General features: G+C 51.3%; 8 protein-coding genes. 1 reads left to right on the top strand and 7 read right to left on the bottom strand.

What is annotated here, in order from left to right; all coding sequences use genetic code 11:
- Window positions 1-47 precede the first annotated feature (47 nt).
- The 7 genes from B9Z32_RS06040 to B9Z32_RS06010 form a co-directional block, all read right to left on the bottom strand.
- Window positions 48-995: a 3'-5' exonuclease gene (locus B9Z32_RS06040; RefSeq protein WP_255416642.1), complete on the bottom strand. Its 948-nt coding sequence runs from the start codon at window positions 993-995 to the stop codon at window positions 48-50.
- A complete protein-coding gene (gene recD / locus B9Z32_RS06035; protein WP_108420378.1) occupies window positions 992-2,968 on the bottom strand; it encodes an exodeoxyribonuclease V subunit alpha in 1,977 nt (658 codons plus the stop codon). The genes B9Z32_RS06040 and recD overlap by 4 nt, the downstream gene beginning before the upstream one ends.
- Window positions 2,965-6,585 (bottom strand): exodeoxyribonuclease V subunit beta, encoded by a 3,621-nt coding sequence (gene recB / locus B9Z32_RS06030; RefSeq protein ID WP_108420377.1) that lies wholly within the window; start codon window positions 6,583-6,585, stop codon window positions 2,965-2,967. Before recB ends, recD begins: the two co-directional genes overlap by 4 nt.
- A complete protein-coding gene (gene recC / locus B9Z32_RS06025) occupies window positions 6,582-10,046 on the bottom strand; it encodes an exodeoxyribonuclease V subunit gamma (RefSeq protein WP_108420376.1) in 3,465 nt (1,154 codons plus the stop codon). Before recC ends, recB begins: the two co-directional genes overlap by 4 nt.
- Before the next feature lie 74 nt (window positions 10,047-10,120).
- The gene (locus B9Z32_RS06020; RefSeq protein WP_146179460.1) at window positions 10,121-12,727 is read right to left on the bottom strand and encodes an ATP-binding protein; all 2,607 of its coding nucleotides are present in this window, start codon (window positions 12,725-12,727) and stop codon (window positions 10,121-10,123) included.
- Between the two features lie 10 nt (window positions 12,728-12,737).
- Complete coding sequence (locus tag B9Z32_RS06015; RefSeq protein ID WP_199219952.1) at window positions 12,738-13,535, bottom strand: ABC transporter substrate-binding protein; 798 nt, start codon at window positions 13,533-13,535, stop codon at window positions 12,738-12,740.
- A 133-nt stretch (window positions 13,536-13,668) separates the two neighbouring features.
- A complete protein-coding gene (locus B9Z32_RS06010; RefSeq protein ID WP_158268180.1) occupies window positions 13,669-13,887 on the bottom strand; it encodes a hypothetical protein in 219 nt (72 codons plus the stop codon).
- Here B9Z32_RS06010 and B9Z32_RS06005 point away from each other — a divergent pair.
- The gene (locus B9Z32_RS06005) at window positions 13,886-15,730 is read left to right on the top strand and encodes a DEAD/DEAH box helicase (protein ID WP_108421036.1); all 1,845 of its coding nucleotides are present in this window, start codon (window positions 13,886-13,888) and stop codon (window positions 15,728-15,730) included. The two genes, B9Z32_RS06010 and B9Z32_RS06005, sit on opposite strands and share 2 nt — an antisense overlap.

Genomic DNA, 15,730 nt, shown 5'->3' with positions numbered 1-15,730 from the left:
GTCTTTGAGTACGCCTTCTACCCTCTCAGACCCTGAAATTTTTCAATTTACAAGACTCTATCGCCCGATTTGCCGCTTCGGCTCGAAAATTGGACCCAAGAGTCTTGAATTTCTAGGCCTATTCGGGCAGAACGTCCGCTGTAAACCTCTGTTTTGAGCCATTCCGCCTCTGCATCCAAAGCTTCAGCCGACTTCACAGCTGTGTACCAAACTCGGGCTTCCGCATCCCATCTGTAGCCACGGGCTTTGAGTTTGTCTTTGGTTTCGAAGGGCGAGCCAAATGCCCTCAAGATGGTTCGGGCGTTTTCTGAAGATTTGAAGAGTTGCAGCAAGCCGGTCAAAGGCTTGCCCTCGGAAGATGCCTTCAAAGGAGAGGACAATACCCTGAGCAGCGCGTGGCAGTCTATTTGTGCTCGGTGTGCGTCGTAGAACCAGCCGAGCTCGCTGCACAAAAACTCCAGCTTGGCCGAGCCCAAGCCCTCGGCTTTCCAGTCAATGCCTGCAAAGGAGCAGGCCCACGCTTTGTGTTCAAAAACCTCCAAGCGGTTTTCAACAAATGGGCGGTCAAAAACCGCGTTGTGCGCCACGATCAAGTCGGCACGGGCCACCATGTCTTTGATTTTGGCTTCATTGAGTTTCTGACCCTTGACGTCTTGGCTGGTAATTCCTGTGAGCTTGGTAATTTCAGCTGGAATGGGGCGACCAGGGTCTTCGAAATCTTCGTAGATCTCGACTTCTCCCACCGGCTGCCCTGTCTGCAAATCTACATCAACGGCCAGCATGGCCAATTCAATGATGCTTTCGGCGTGCCAATCGAGACCCGTGGTTTCAGTGTCTAAAACCAAAATGCGCTTGGTGGGTCCCCCCGTGCCAGGGCCAAAATTCAAAATGGGAACCAAGCGTCGCTTGACTTTGTAGTCGGGGTGGGCCGCCAGTTGCATGGCCATGTCTTCAAAATTCATCTGCGTCTCGCTTGATCTTGGAAATTCACTTATTTTGACCGATGAAACAGGACTTCTGCCAAGCCGCCACTTCGAGTGACGCGTTGCCCCACTGCATTGATCAGTACGGCGGGGTTGGGCACCCACCAAGTTAAATATTTTTTAGCCCGAGTTACCCCTGTGTAAAGCAACTCTCGCGTGAGCACAGGGGCATCGCGGTCGGGAAGTGCCATGAGCACATGCTCGTACTCTGATCCTTGCGATTTGTGAACAGTCATGGCCCAAACTGTTTCCACCGCATCCAAGCGAGAAGGCAAAACCCAACGAACGCCGCCATTGCCATCGGGAAACGCCACCCGCAAGCCATTGGCAGTGGGCAAGCATTGACCAACGTCACCGTTCATGAGCTTGAGGTGATAGTCGTTGCGCGTCACCATGATGGGACGACCCACAAACCAAGCATCTTTGGCAGCTGTGGTTTGAAAGTGCCTGTCATTTCCTTTCGACAATCCCAGTGCAAGGGCAATGCTTTCGTTCAATGCTTGTACGCCCCAAGGACCCTGGCGAAGGGCACAAAGCACTTGAAATTCGCTAAAGCATTGGAGCAAATGAAGCGCTTTGGGGTTGTCACAGACGGCATTGGCTTGAAGCAGCGGTTTCAAAGCATTGAGCCAAGCAGACCAGCCCATCCGCAATGCATTCAATGCCTCTGGATGCAGTTGACCTTGAGCTCTTTCACGCCATTCATCTGGCCAGCGTTGAACTGTTTGATGGCCATTAGGGTGGCCCGAACTCGACACGTTTAAACCTTGCCATTGGGCTTTGACAACTGATGAGTCACCTGCGTTGATTAATTTGGCCCATTGACCAATGGCACTGTCGGCATCAAAACGGCGGCTCACATGCAGCACAGCTGTTTGTTCGGCCAAGGCATAAGGTGTTGCAGGGTGAGCTTGTGTGTTTGAGTCAGCTTGTGCCGCACCTTCACACAATTGCGACCAAACAGCGCCAGCCTCCACCGATGCCAGCTGATCTTTGTCGCCCAACAATATCAACCTGGCTTGATCAGGTACACATTTCATCAGGCGCGCCATGAGTTCCAGATCAATCATGGAAGCTTCGTCAACCACCACCAAGTCGGTGGCCAACAGCTTGGCGGGCCTTGCCGCAGCATCGGGGTTGAACTGCAAAAGCTGATGCAAGGTAAGAGCTTGCGAGGGGATTCCATGCGCCCAACCCTTCGGCAAGCTGGCCAATGCAGACTGAATAGATGCACTCAAGCGACTGGCCGCCTTGCCCGTGGGCGCTGCCAAATGAATGCGCAAAGTGCTGTCTTGAGCGTGCGAGGCGCGTTGTAGCAAGGCCAACAAGCGAACCACCGTGGTGGTTTTGCCAGTGCCTGGACCACCGGTAATGAGCGTCAGACCCGAGCGCAATGCCTTGGCGCAGGCAATGCGTTGCCAATCTGTCTGCGGGTTTTGCAAGCCAAAGAGTTGGTTGAGCAGGTCATCGGTGTTATGCGGCACTTCAAAGTTTTTTGCCAAGCGAATCTGCATCGATGCTTGAATGCTTTGTTCGGCCTGCCATGCGCGCCTGAGATAGACACGCTGTGCTTGCCCATTGTCTTGGTATGACACCACCATGGGCGAATGTAAACCCATGGCCCAAGGCATGGTTTTGGCAGCCTCAGCCCAAGGATTGACAGCAGGCGCAAACAGGTCATCAGGAACTATGTCTTGCTTGGAAGACATTGCTTGATGGACCAAGGCTTTGATTTGAACATCGGTCCAATCTAACAAGTGAGAGGGCTTGTGCCACAAAGCATCGAGGTCTAAACAAGCGTGGCCTCTGCCCATTTGATAACTGACCAACAACGCCAACAATTCGTGCAAAGGTTCAGGCGCAGCTTGATGCGATTTTAAAAACTGCAGCCACGCCCGATCTAAAGCAGTCCAAGGCCATGCTGGCCAGTTGAACGCAGCTTGCGTCTCTGGCAATGGGGTGTTTGAGAGTGCCGGATGCATCATGCTGTAACGCCAGACCCAACTGGATGTTGATTCGATTGAAAAGCTTCGTCCAGTTGACGAATCAAATCGTACGGGGGCTTGTTCACATAAACACCCTGGCCCAATTGATCGATGCCTCGCAGATAGAGATAGATGGCACCGCCCACGTGCTGCTCGTAGTTGTAATTTGGGAGGCGAGACTTTAAGAGCCGATGCAGCGCCAAAACATACAAAGTGTATTGCACCTCATAGCGGTGACTGAGCATGCTTTGGGTGATGCTTTTTTGCGAATAGTTGGGCAATTTGTTGGACTTGTAATCCAACACAAAATAGCGGCTCTCATGTTCAAACACAATGTCTATGAAGCCTGTGAGCAAGCCATTCAATTGCTGGACTTTCAATGCGGGGCGGGCTGAGTTGGGGTGCAGTGATGCGCCAATGAGATGGTCAATGCGAGCAGTTGAAACACCATGGGTTTTGAATGTGAAGCCCATTTCGGGCCAAGCATTGATTGCATTGAGTTGCGCAAGACTGAAACAATGTTGATCTGACCCCAATTGATTTAACTGTGCAGAGGCACATTCGCGAATGAGTTGGAGGCAAAGGGCTTGATGTTCTGGTTTGAGTTGCAGACTGTCTGCTTGGGTTTGCCACCAAAGCTGCCAGCGAATTTTGGTTTCGGCTGAAACCTCAGATTGGTTTTGCAGCAATGGCCAAGATTCTTTGAGTTGCCACTCAAAGATATCGTGAAGCAAGGTGCCGTAAACACTGCCTGCGGACAGTTCGTTGTAAGGAGGTACCTCTATTGGTACTGGTGCAGCACCCTCTTCGAAGAACAGTTCATCGGGCTGGCTCACAGGATTGTCAATTTGAGAATCTCTCCAACGCTCTTCGCGCGCCAAGCCTGAATCGGTGTTTGCCAAATTGGATTCACTTAAATTGCGGGTGAGCGCACTGAAGCTGGCGGTCCAGCCGGCGTTTGGCAATGTGCGTGATGGTGCTCTTGCAGGCGTTGGAGCCTCTGAATTGACCGGCATGGTAGGCACAAACACCTGCGCATCGGCCCTTGGCGCGTTGATCACCGCAATGTCTTTGCTTGCCGACCACGTCTTAAGTTTTTCAAGCAAATCGTCTGCGGTCTTTCGCTGCAATAAAACGCTAATGGCACTTTGCGGCTGCGTCCCTTTGCTCTTGAAATCTTTTTGGCGATTGGCCACACCCATCCACAAGGCTTGCTGGGCGCGTGTGAGGGCCACATAAATCAGCCGAATGTCTTCTTGCAGACGCTCTTCGGGCGTTCGAAGTGTTTCGTCTTTGTCTTCTCTGAAATTGGAGACAAAGGGTAAAAAAACCAAAGGATATTGCAAGCCCTTGGACTTGTGGAAGGTAATGACCTGCACCAGTTCGGTATCGGTTTCTAAACGCATTTGCGCAGCCTCGCCTTGCGCTTGGGGGTTGGCCAACTGATCGGACAGAAACCTGAGCAATGCAGTCTCGCCTTGCAAACTTTGGCTAGCCGATTGCAATAATTCACCCAGATGAAGCAAATTGGTCAAGCGCCTTTCAGCGTTGTCGCCCTGAGCGTACATTCGACCACCAATGTCTTGCTCGTGTAGCAATTTGTAAAGCATGGGCAAAAATCCTTGGCGCTGCCAAGTTAGGTGCCAAGCATTGAAGCGCTCTACCCAAATATCCCAAGCCTCTTCTGCGTGAATGACATGTTCAATTTCAGCCAAGCTCAAGCACAAGGTGCGGGTGGTAATGGCAGCACGCAGCAGCTTGGCGTTGCGCGCCTGCAAAACCGCTTCCAGAATGCAAGCCAAATCTAGCGCTTCGCGCGTGGCATAGACACTTTCTCGGTCAGACAAATAAACGCTTCGAACACCGCGATCGGACAAGGCTTGGCGAATTCTTTTAGCCTCTTGCCCATCCCTGACCAACACCGCCATCTGTCCTGGTTGCGCAACTTGTTGGTTCAGCAAGGTCACCATGTGCGTGGCACAGATGGACGCCATGGCGTCTGTGTAGTGTTTGCCACTGAGGGGCTTGGGTGAGTCCAAATGCCAAACTGTGAGCGCTGGCATGGCTTGACCATCGGCCTGCCTAAGACTTTCAGCTTTGGCTGGCACGGGCGTTTGCACACCTTCAAACGGCACCTCCCCAAAGGGGGCTTGCGCTATATCAAACACATGATTGACAGCGCTTACCAATTCTGGACTTGAGCGATGATTTTCTGTGAGCGTCCAAATGGCATCTGCAGAATGTCGTGCCTTCAAGTAGGTTGGCAAGTCGGCACCCCGAAAACTGTAAATGGCCTGCTTGGGATCGCCAATCATCACAAATGCGCTGGCCAACTGCTGATCTTGAATGGTTTGCTTGCCAATGGCTGCGCCATAAATGCTTGTCAGTGATTCATATTGCCAAGGGTCTGTGTCTTGAAATTCATCTACCAGGGCCACTGGAAATTGAGTCCGAATGATTTGTGGCAATCGGCTACCGGGTGAATGAAGAGCGGCATGGAGTCTTTGCAGCAAATCAGAAAAATCAAAGCTGGCTAGACTTCTTTTTGTCTGCGTATAGGCTCGCCCCACCTTGAGCGCTGCATGCTGCAACAACTGAACCCCCACTTCAGGCTGGCTTTGTCGCTCAGCCATCCACTCGCCTATTGCGTGCCATATACCGTGAGATTGATCGATGGGTTTGCCGCCAGCTTTTAAGCTGCCCTTGAGTTTTTCAGCTGTGAATTTGGCAAGTACATCGGTGTCGGCCTCTGCACCTGAAGCCCAGTCTGAGAGATGGCGAAGGAAGTAAGTGTGTTTGTTGGCGCGGTAGTGATTGCGGTTCAAATCATTTTCAAGCGCATAGACCAATTGATCTAAAGCTTGAGGCAGGTTGTTCAACAAAAGTTGTCTGGCTTCAGATTCCAAATGCAAGACACGCTCTTGCCACTGCGTCCAAGCTTGCACCAAAACCTTTGGATCGGGGTCGTGTGCTAAATCAGGAAAACCTCCTGGAGATTTTTCAAACTTTTGCCAAAGGGTTTGAATGTTTTTCAGCAAAGCCTCTGGCGACCCGCCCAAATCTTTGAGTGCTCCCAGTTGATTGGCTTCTAGGGGATATACAAATTCTCGCCAATAGTCTTTCACCAACTTCAACTTCAAAGAAGCCGAATCGTCCAAACGCTTTTGATCAAACAAGCTTTGACTGTCAAAGGCATGCTGACGCAACATGCGACTTGACCAACTGTGGATGGTGTAGATGGCCGCCTCATCCATCCACTGGGCTGCATGTTCTAAACGCTCAGCGTGCTGCAAATTGGCTTCAGGCCCCAGAGATTCTTGAAGGTTCAAAAGAAAATCGTCGGCAAATTGAGTTTGCCCTCTGAAAAACTGAGCAGCCTGTGCCAAGCGTTCTCGAATGCGATCTCTGAGCTCTGCAGTGGCTGCCTCGGTGAAGGTCATTACCAAGATTTGGGGCGGCATCAGGCTATCGCCAGACCAACCATGACCCAAAATGAGGCGCACATACAAGGCTGCCAAGGTCCAAGTTTTACCTGTGCCAGCGCTGGCCTCAATGAGCTGAATACCTTGCAAAGGCAGGGTTTGCACATTGAGCTTGTGTGTTTTCAATTGACTCATGCCGCATCACCTTCCATGGCAGCAGCATGAATCAGGCCCTCGTACAAAAGGGGGGCCCAGATTGGCAGACCTTCGGCAATGGCATCGAAATGGTCAAACGAACGCTGCACATACAAGGATCGCGCTAAATCAGTGCTTTCCGAAAAGTCGTCTGAAAATTCTTTGCGCGCCTTTTCTAAGGCCAGCTCGGTGATCCCGTCTTGTGAAAGGACATCTGAGGTTACAGCGGAACCCTCATTGACCCCTACTTGGCTTGCGCGTTGTAAACTGATTTGCTCTGTTACAAAGGCCAAGCCAGCTTTGAAAGTGACAGGCAAAGGCTGAGTCCAGGCTTGCGCGTAAACCATCAACCACTGAGTCAACAGTTTTTGGGCACTTTGTTCAGAGAGTGGCTGCAGCACTGTTACCCCATCCAGACCCACAAGCACCGATTGAATGTTCCAACCAGCTGCACTCAGCAAGACATGCTGGGGCCAAAGTTGAATCAAGATATCCGCCCGCGCAGATTGTTGATCTCTATGGCCCGTGGCTACGGCGCCAGGTCGGGTGCTGATTTGCAAAGTTGGTGGGCTTTGGGGTGCCTGAAGAAAATGATCTAAGTCAATTGAATGATTTGCAGGGCTCAATGACTGCCTCAGCGCTGAGACCTCTGCAGTCACTTGAACCTTACCCCATGGCATGGCCACATCAACTGCAATGGTTTGGGTGGGCAGCTCATGCGCGTACTCAAGCCAATAGGCCGAAGCACGTTCTTTCACCTTTTGAGCTGCATCGTATTGCTGTTTAAGTAGCATTTGGCCTGCTGCACCCATTGGCAATTGACCCAACAGCTTTTCCGCTTCCAGTTGCTCATCGATGTTGGGGGCTTCTAACAAAGAACGACCCAGCGAATACCTGCCCAGCCCGTCTAAAACAAAATTTTCATCTTCCAGCAAGGCTTCTTCTGGGCCATTCAGTTGCACGCCCAAACGGCTTCGCCAGTAAACCTCGACAGGCTGTTTCAACAAACGCATGCACTCCTTCAATGGCCATTCTGAAATAGCCGGAAAGGCCAGCGCACTTGATTCTGGTTCGGCAGATGGCGTATTTGAAACAATCGAATACTGCTGGGCCTTTTCCCAATCGTCGGCATAGGTTAAAAATTCTGATTGAGGCAGGAAGTATTTGGCAGAAAAAGCCTGCAAGGGCTGCAAGACGGCTGAGGTCTCTGGCATAAATCGCGACTTCAAGGTATCTCGCAACTGCGAGACCAACACAGAAGGCGGCATCTTTTGATTGTCGGTAGACCGTCTGCCCTGCCAGCTGATGTAAAGCTTTTCCCGGGCTGACAAAAAGGCCTCCAAAAATAAATACCGATCGTCTTCGCGCCGAGATCGATCTCCAGCACGCCAATGCAATGACATCAAGTCAAAATCGCGGGGGGTACTTTGACGGGGATAAGCACCATCGTTCATGCCCAGCAAACACAAGCCCTTAAAGGGGATGGCACGCATGGGCATGAGGGTAGAAAACTGAACACCACCCCCAAAAAATCTTTGCTGCAAGCCCGAGGATTCAAGACCTGAAAGCCAATGTTCGCGCACCACCGTTAGGGGTATAGGTTCAGTCATACCAGCCTGATCGCACAGTGATTGCCAATGACTTAGTTCTTGCTGTAAACGAAGCAGCATGCGCTCATCGGCTTCGTTGTCGACTTCAAAAAACCGCAGCAACACATCGTGCATGACTGAACACCATTGGGCTGGTGTGTGTTCGGCATTCAATTGAGTGAGGGTAAGAGACACGGCCTCCAACCACTGGGCCAAATACCCTAGCTTGAGCGCACTCAAGCCTGAAACCTGCGGTAAAGGTAAAACACCATGCCAAGCAGACACGCCTTCAGCTTGACCTGCGGCGTAACCTAAAATTAATCGTTGCATGCCATAAGACCATGTGTTTTGTTGGGCATTGGGCATGCTAGACGGCACACCCCATTTTTGCCGGTGCGCTGGATTCAAGCCCCAACGCACAGCGGCGGCCTGCAGCCAATCTTTCAGGGTCTGCACATCAGGCTCAGTCATTTGAAACTTGGCGCGCACGGCAGACACTTCAAACAGGCTTAGCCACTCAGTCAAGGTCACCCTGGCCTCTGGCAGCTTGAGTAAAAATTCCAAGGCCTGCACCATGGGCACTTGGCGCGGTGTAGTGTCTGCCACTGAAAATGGAATAAAGCGAGGATGCTGTGGTCCAAAGCGTCCAAACACCGCTTGAATATGCGATGCAAAGGTGGCCATATCGGGCACCATGACCATCACATCATTGGGTTTCCAGGTTGGATTTTCATCAAACCAAGCCCACAGCCGATCGTGCAATATGTCAACCTCGCGCTGTGCTGAATGGGCTTGCACCATTTGAATGCTGCCATCATCGTCACAAGATTCAGGCAAACTGGGCATGGCATTCAATTTAAGAATATCCGATTGAATTTTTTGCAAACGTGTCGGTCTTGAATGCTCAGCGGGATCGACAAAAAAAGTTTGCTTGCTCATGACGCTCAGAGCGTTTTCAGGTTGGTCAAAGCGCTCTAAGGCGTGTAGGTAATCTCGGCCTTGTTGCCCCCATGATGACAAAAGCGAATGCTTTTGCGCCAGCAAGTCCATGTCATGGCCCCAATATTCTTGGCAGGGGTTTTGAACCATGAGGATGATTTGGCTCCAGCGTCCCAAAGCTGCCAAGGCCTCGACCACCTGCATGGGCAAATTGGAGATACCAAACACCACAATGCGCGGCGGCAAACCTTCAGGTTTGTGTGACTCAGCGTGTTCAAGCTTGCGCATGAATTGCGAGTGCACTTCTGCCCTTGAATGGCACTGCGAGGCAAGTTCGGGGGCTTGCTTTTGCATGACGTCTTGCAATAACAACTGCCACAACTGAGCTTGCCAAATTTGATCGGGGGGCATTGCTTTGGATTCGCTCTGGTGCTGCAGCACATACCGGCCTTGGGCCCAATCGCTAAGCCAATCGGCGCGGTAGCTTTGATAGCCGTCAAAGACGTCGGCCACTTGCTGGGCCAACTGAAAACGTTGTCGACCCAAGGGATCGTCTTTGACATAGGCCAGCAAAGCTTCCACCTGGTGTGTTTTGGCAAACTCAGGCAACAAGCGCCACAGACGCCAAACCAAAGCTTGCTTGTCAAAGGGCATGGCCACGGGCACCAAAGCTTGACCTAAAACCAAACGGTACATGCGCCAAATAAAGCTGGAAGGCAACTCCATATGGGTGGCCGCACAAATACCCATGGCAGCGTCGTCGGCCAAGGCCATTTCTAGCCAATGCTTCATACCGTTGCTTTGCACCAGCAAGGTCTCGGGCACCAAAGGTGGCAAAGGATTATTTTTAAACAGCCCAACAGTGAGATCACGCAGGTCTTCAAGGCGGTTGCCATGGAACACCATGAATCCTGATTGAAATGCGTTGGCCATAAAAAAGGGCTTGCTTCGGAGCGTGAATCTTGTCTGAATTATGGGCTCAGCACAGGCTCATGAGCTGAGCCTTGCTATAAAAATTTAGACAAAACTCTTTGAAACTCATCTGCCGAAACCGGCTTAATGAGGAAGTCTTGCATACCTGCTTTTTTTGCCAAGATTCGGTCTTCGTCCAAAACGTGGGCCGTCATGGCCACGATGGGCGTCATTTTCAAGGCCTCGGTCACTTCAATGTGCCTAATTTCATGGGCTGCCGTAAGTCCATCCATGCCCGGCATTTGCAAGTCCATCAAGATCAAATCATAGACATCGGTTCGTATTTTTTTCAGAGCAACTTCACCGTTCTCGGCGATGTCAACAGAACAGCCCAACTTTTCCAACGTCCAAATGGCCAGTTGCTGGTTCATTGGGGTATCTTCAACCACCAAAATTTTGCCTACGTGTTGATTCTGACGCACGACTGCCTTTTCAATTTCTTCACCTGTAACGTCCATTTTGGTCAACGCCATCAGGGTGTTTTGGAGCTCAAAAACAGTCACAGGCTTGTACAAATTAGAAACACGGACGCCCATGGTGCGGGCCAAGGCACACAGATTTTGAACATCATGGTTCAAACCAAAATCAGACAACACCAGCCAAGACAAGTTTCGCCATTTTGTGCTTTGCTGAGCCAGCAAATAAGCTGGCTCTAAGTAAGCCAGCATGCTGTGATCAATGACCCAAAGTGTTTGTCGATTGACACCCTGCTTAAGCCAATTTTCAAGGTAGGTTTGTAAGGCAGTGGGAGTGACGATTTCTTGGGCAGTGATTTGCTGAGCAGCCAAAAGATTGCGCAGAATTTCTCTGGCAAATGGATTCGATTCAACCAGGGCCACATCCACACGATGGGACAAGGATGTGAAGCCCATCGAATTGGCACGTAGCAAGGTGGATTGGTCTTCAAGCAACTTTGATAAGGGTACTTGAAACTTGGCTGAAAATGTGAACTGACTGCCGCCCCCCTCTCGAGATTGAACATGAATGTCACCATGCATCAATTTCACCAAGTTTTTCGCGATTGAAAGTCCCAAGCCACTTCCACCATATTTGCGATTCACAGAGACATCTGCCTGACTGAATGGCGAAAAAATCATTTGCATTTTTTCAGGCGAAATTCCAATCCCAGTGTCAATCACATCGAATGTGCAGCTTACCGCCTGAGCATTGGCCTCTGACTTTCGGACACTCAACTTGACCCAGCCTTCATCGCTGAATTTAAGCGCGTTGCCCAACAAATTTTGCAAGACCTGGCCTAGCCTCAATGGATCGCCCATTAGCCACTGCGGTACATCGGGCTCAATGTTCAAGTACAGATCAATTTTTTTCTGTTCTGCCTGAAATGCAAACCCTTTCATGGCTTGCTGACAAGCCGTGTGAAGATCGAATAGCGTTTCATCTAGCGTGAGTCGATTTGCGCCTAAACGGGTAAAGTCCAAAATATCATCAATGAGCCGAAGCAGGCTTTGCGACGCTGTGCGAGACAATTCCAAGTAGTCTTTTTGCTCTGGGCTGAGGGGGGTACTTAAAGCCAATTCAGTCATGCCCACCATGCTGTTAATGGGGGTCCTTATTTCGTGACTCATCTGCGCCAAGAACGCTGATTTGGCTTGGTTGGCCGCTTCAGCTGCCGCCAGCGCGCTTGACATGGCAAGCCGATCTTCCTCACGCCGCACCCAAATAGAGGCCACATGACGGGTTAAAAAAAACGTGGCCAAGAGCATGAGGCTAGACAAGCCAATGATGCCCTTTGAGTCTAGCAACCACTGCCACTCAACCCGACTGCGTGAAATAGCCACAGCAACAGTCAATGGCAACTGGGCTGAGGTTCGATAGTGAACTTCCAATTTTTCAGTGAATGAAGTATCGTCTGTTTGAGTTTCAAAGTAGGTTCCAAATTCTTGGTTATTGGCCACCTTCTTAACAGCCGGCATCTCGAGAAACACCTTGTCGTGAGGAAACCATCTATCCGAGCTGCTTGCCAAAATTCGACCTGCGTAATCGAATACAAACACCGCATCACATTTCTCGTCAACTGAATCGGCGAAACCTGCAATCAAATCTTGTGGGTTTATCAAGACCAACCATCTCACCACTTGTCCATTGGCGCGTTTCATGCGCATTGAAAGAGGCAAGATGGCAATGTCGTTCAAATGGATGTCTGTTCGATTCAGGTCATACAAGTTTCGAACAGGTTGCCAACGCCCCGCGGCCAAATCTTCGCCCACATCTCGGTCCAAGCCCAGTTGCGACCAACTCACAGACTGATTGACCAAGCCTTCTTCAGAACTGGCCAGCACCCACCCGTCTTCATTCAACATGGACAAGGATCGAATGAAGCTGGATTTTTCAATGGCCGAATTCAGCTTCAACTGTGTGGGCAAATTTGAATCTGACCATTGATTGGCAACCGTCATGATCGCGACAGAAGATTCCAATGTTCGGCTGACATGATTGAATAAGATGCGCGTGAGGAGCGCGCCACGAATTTCTTCTCGGTCTAGTGTTTGCTGCCTGTCTTTCCAGAGATAGATGCTTGTCACCAAGACAATGAACACCGCTACAGCAATTCCAAATCGGTAAACACCATGGGATGCTGAATGCATCGCACGTGGCGTTTTGAGACTTGGTGTTTTTTTCACAGCAGCGCGCCTATGGTTTCAACACAACAATGGGCTCAAGTTTGTTTTGTTTTGCAAACCGCAATAGTCGACCGTCTTTCTTGATCAGAGTCAAAAATGAATTGACCCTGATTGACAAACTGTCATCACCCTTGGCAAAGGCATATGCGTATTCAGTCGTGGGCATGCTGCTGGGCGCAGGAATCACGGCAGCCCAATCGGTTAGATCTTTCATGCGCAAGCTGTAGGGGTAGTCAGTCATGAAGGCATCTGCCCTGCCCGACAAAACCTCTTGCTCTCTGGTGCCAGGCGCTTGAACTTTGAGCAGCTTGGCTTTTTTCAAGGACTTGATCATCACGCCCTCCATGACAGTACCTGCAGCCACTGCAATGACCCGACCCGGTTGATCCAAACTTTCCCAGTTTTGAAGACCTTCTTTGTTTTTCAAGGTAATGGCGAACAAGCCGCTCTTAAGGTAAGGCTGAGAAAATTGCAAACGAGCTTGGCGTTCTGGCGTGATACCAATCGCATGGGTTGCAATGTCACAGCGATCTTGCTCAAGAGACTCATACAGTTGTGCAAAATTACTCTCGACATATTTTATTTTCACACCGAGCTCACGTGCCAGTTCCTGGGTTATGGCAATGTCAATGCCACTGAGTTCTCGGGTTTTGGGATTGCGGTAGCTGATGCTGTAGTACTCAGTCCAGATACAGGCGCGCAATTCCTTGGCGGCCAAGACACGCTCTAAGCGGGAGGTTTGGGCCACTGATGGAAAACACAAAAGTAATCCCAGTGCCGCCAACATGCCCCAGAAAACAACTTTCATTCCGACATTTAAGCGCAAAGGGTATTTGATGAAGCAAAAGCTCAAAAGTTGAAAGTGTTTCATGTATAAGAATTCAATAGTTTTTGTATTAACTTTAAATTAAACACCAAAAAATTCTATATTACAAAAAAATTCATTCTTTAGAATTAATTTGAGAGTTTACAGAAACATGCGACAATCTGCCTGTTGCCGCCTCCAGTTGCCGCAACATCAGCACTTCTGCTGGGGTTTGACCCAGGCTATCGCCTGTGGTTTCCATGCCCACCTGTGAATCCCATCGGTCTATGACTGGCGGCTGTTTCCAAACAGCCTGACATACCGATGCCATGCGCCTTTTTGGGCGCGCCATCATGAAATTTGAAGAATTGAATTTGGCTCCGGCCATTCTGCAGGCCGTGCAAGAGCAAGGCTACGACACACCCACGCCTGTTCAGGCACAAGCGATTCCCATCGTCTTGGCCGGGCACGATTTGCTGGCAGGCGCACAAACAGGCACTGGTAAAACAGCGGCCTTCACTCTGCCTATCCTGCACAAGCTCAGCTTGTCTGAGGCTGGTCGCAACAAGTTTGGCGGCAAAGCCATTCGCGCCTTGGTGCTCACGCCCACCCGCGAATTGGCAGCCCAAGTAGAAGAGTCTGTCAAAGATTACGGCAAATACCTCAGCCTCCAATCCACGGTGGTGTTTGGTGGTGTGGGCATGAAGCCGCAGGTCGATCGCGTCAAACGCGGCGTAGACGTGCTGGTGGCTACTCCTGGTCGCCTGCTCGATTTACAAGGACAAGGCTTGCTCGACTTGTCCAGCATTGAAATTTTGGTACTGGACGAAGCCGACCGCATGCTCGACATGGGTTTCATTCACGACGTGAAAAAAGTCTTGGCCTTGGTGCCTAAAGAGAAGCAAAGCTTGCTGTTCTCGGCCACCTTCAGCGATGAAATTCGCGACCTGGCTGCCACGCTTTTGAAGAACCCCCAAAGCATTCAGGTCACGCCCAGCAATACCACCGTGCAGCGCATCTCTCAGGTCATCCATCCTGTGGGCCGCGGTAAGAAAAAAGAAGTGTTGGTACACATCATCAATCTCCACAACTGGAGCCAAGTGTTGGTGTTCACCCGCACCAAGTTTGGCGCCAACAATGTGGCCGACTACCTCACCAAAAACGGCATCAAGTCAATGGCTTTGCATGGCAACAAAAGCCAGACAGCCCGCACCCAAGCATTGGCCGGTTTCAAGAGCGGCGACATCCGTGTTTTGGTTGCAACCGACATTGCCGCGCGGGGCATTGACATTGAAGACTTGCCACACGTGGTGAACTACGAAATCCCCAATGTGTCTGAAGACTATGTGCACCGCATTGGCCGCACGGGACGTGCAGGCGCCAGTGGTGAAGCGGTGAGTTTGGTGTGCTTGGACGAAGAAGGCTTCATGATGGAAATCGAGCGCTTCACCAAGCAAGAAATTCCTGTTCAAATTTTGGAAGGCTTTGGTCCAGAACCTGGTGAAAAGGCCGAGCCTATTGCCATGGGCCGTCAAACCTTGTGGGGTGGCGCGGGTCGCCCTCCAAGTCGCGATGTGATGCAAGCAGCCGCCAAAGCTGCGCGTTCTGACATGATGCAACGCATTCGAGAATCCAAAGGCCCAGCAGGCGAAGGCGGCAACCGGGGTGGCCGCGCTGGTGGTCAGGGTGGTGGTCAAACTCGCCCTGAAGGCAATGCTGGCCGCTCACGCAACGGTCCCCCACCCTCAAGGCGCGGTGGTCCTGCAAGTGGCGGTCCCCGTGGAGATCGTCAAGAACGCGGCGAAAGAAATTTTGACGGTGCTCCGTCAGATCGATTCAACGATCGTCGCAACGACAGAAACAATGATCGCAACATGGATCGTGGCATGGACCAAGGAAATGACCGTGGTCCACGCGGCGACGAGTTGCCACGTCACATTGATCCGCTCATGACCAACCAATTTGCGCGTCAAGGCGCACCTCGCCGCAACAACGGTGGTGGCGGTGGTCAACCCGATCCAACTCGCACCAGCATCGACAGCTTGGCTGGCGGCGGTCGCGGCGGTCCACGCCGTCACGGTGGTGGCGGTGGTGGTGGCGGCTATGGTGGTGGCGGTGGCCGCGGCGGTCGCTCTGGCGGTGGTGGTGGTGGTGGTGGATATGGCGGCGGTGGCGGTGGCCGTTCGTTCGGCCGCTGA

Source organism: Limnohabitans sp. MMS-10A-178 (genome assembly GCF_003063375.1).
Classification (GTDB): Bacteria; Pseudomonadota; Gammaproteobacteria; order Burkholderiales; family Burkholderiaceae_C; genus Limnohabitans_A.
Note: the sequence above shows the minus strand (reverse complement) of the source record. Positions and strands in the feature narration are given on the sequence as shown.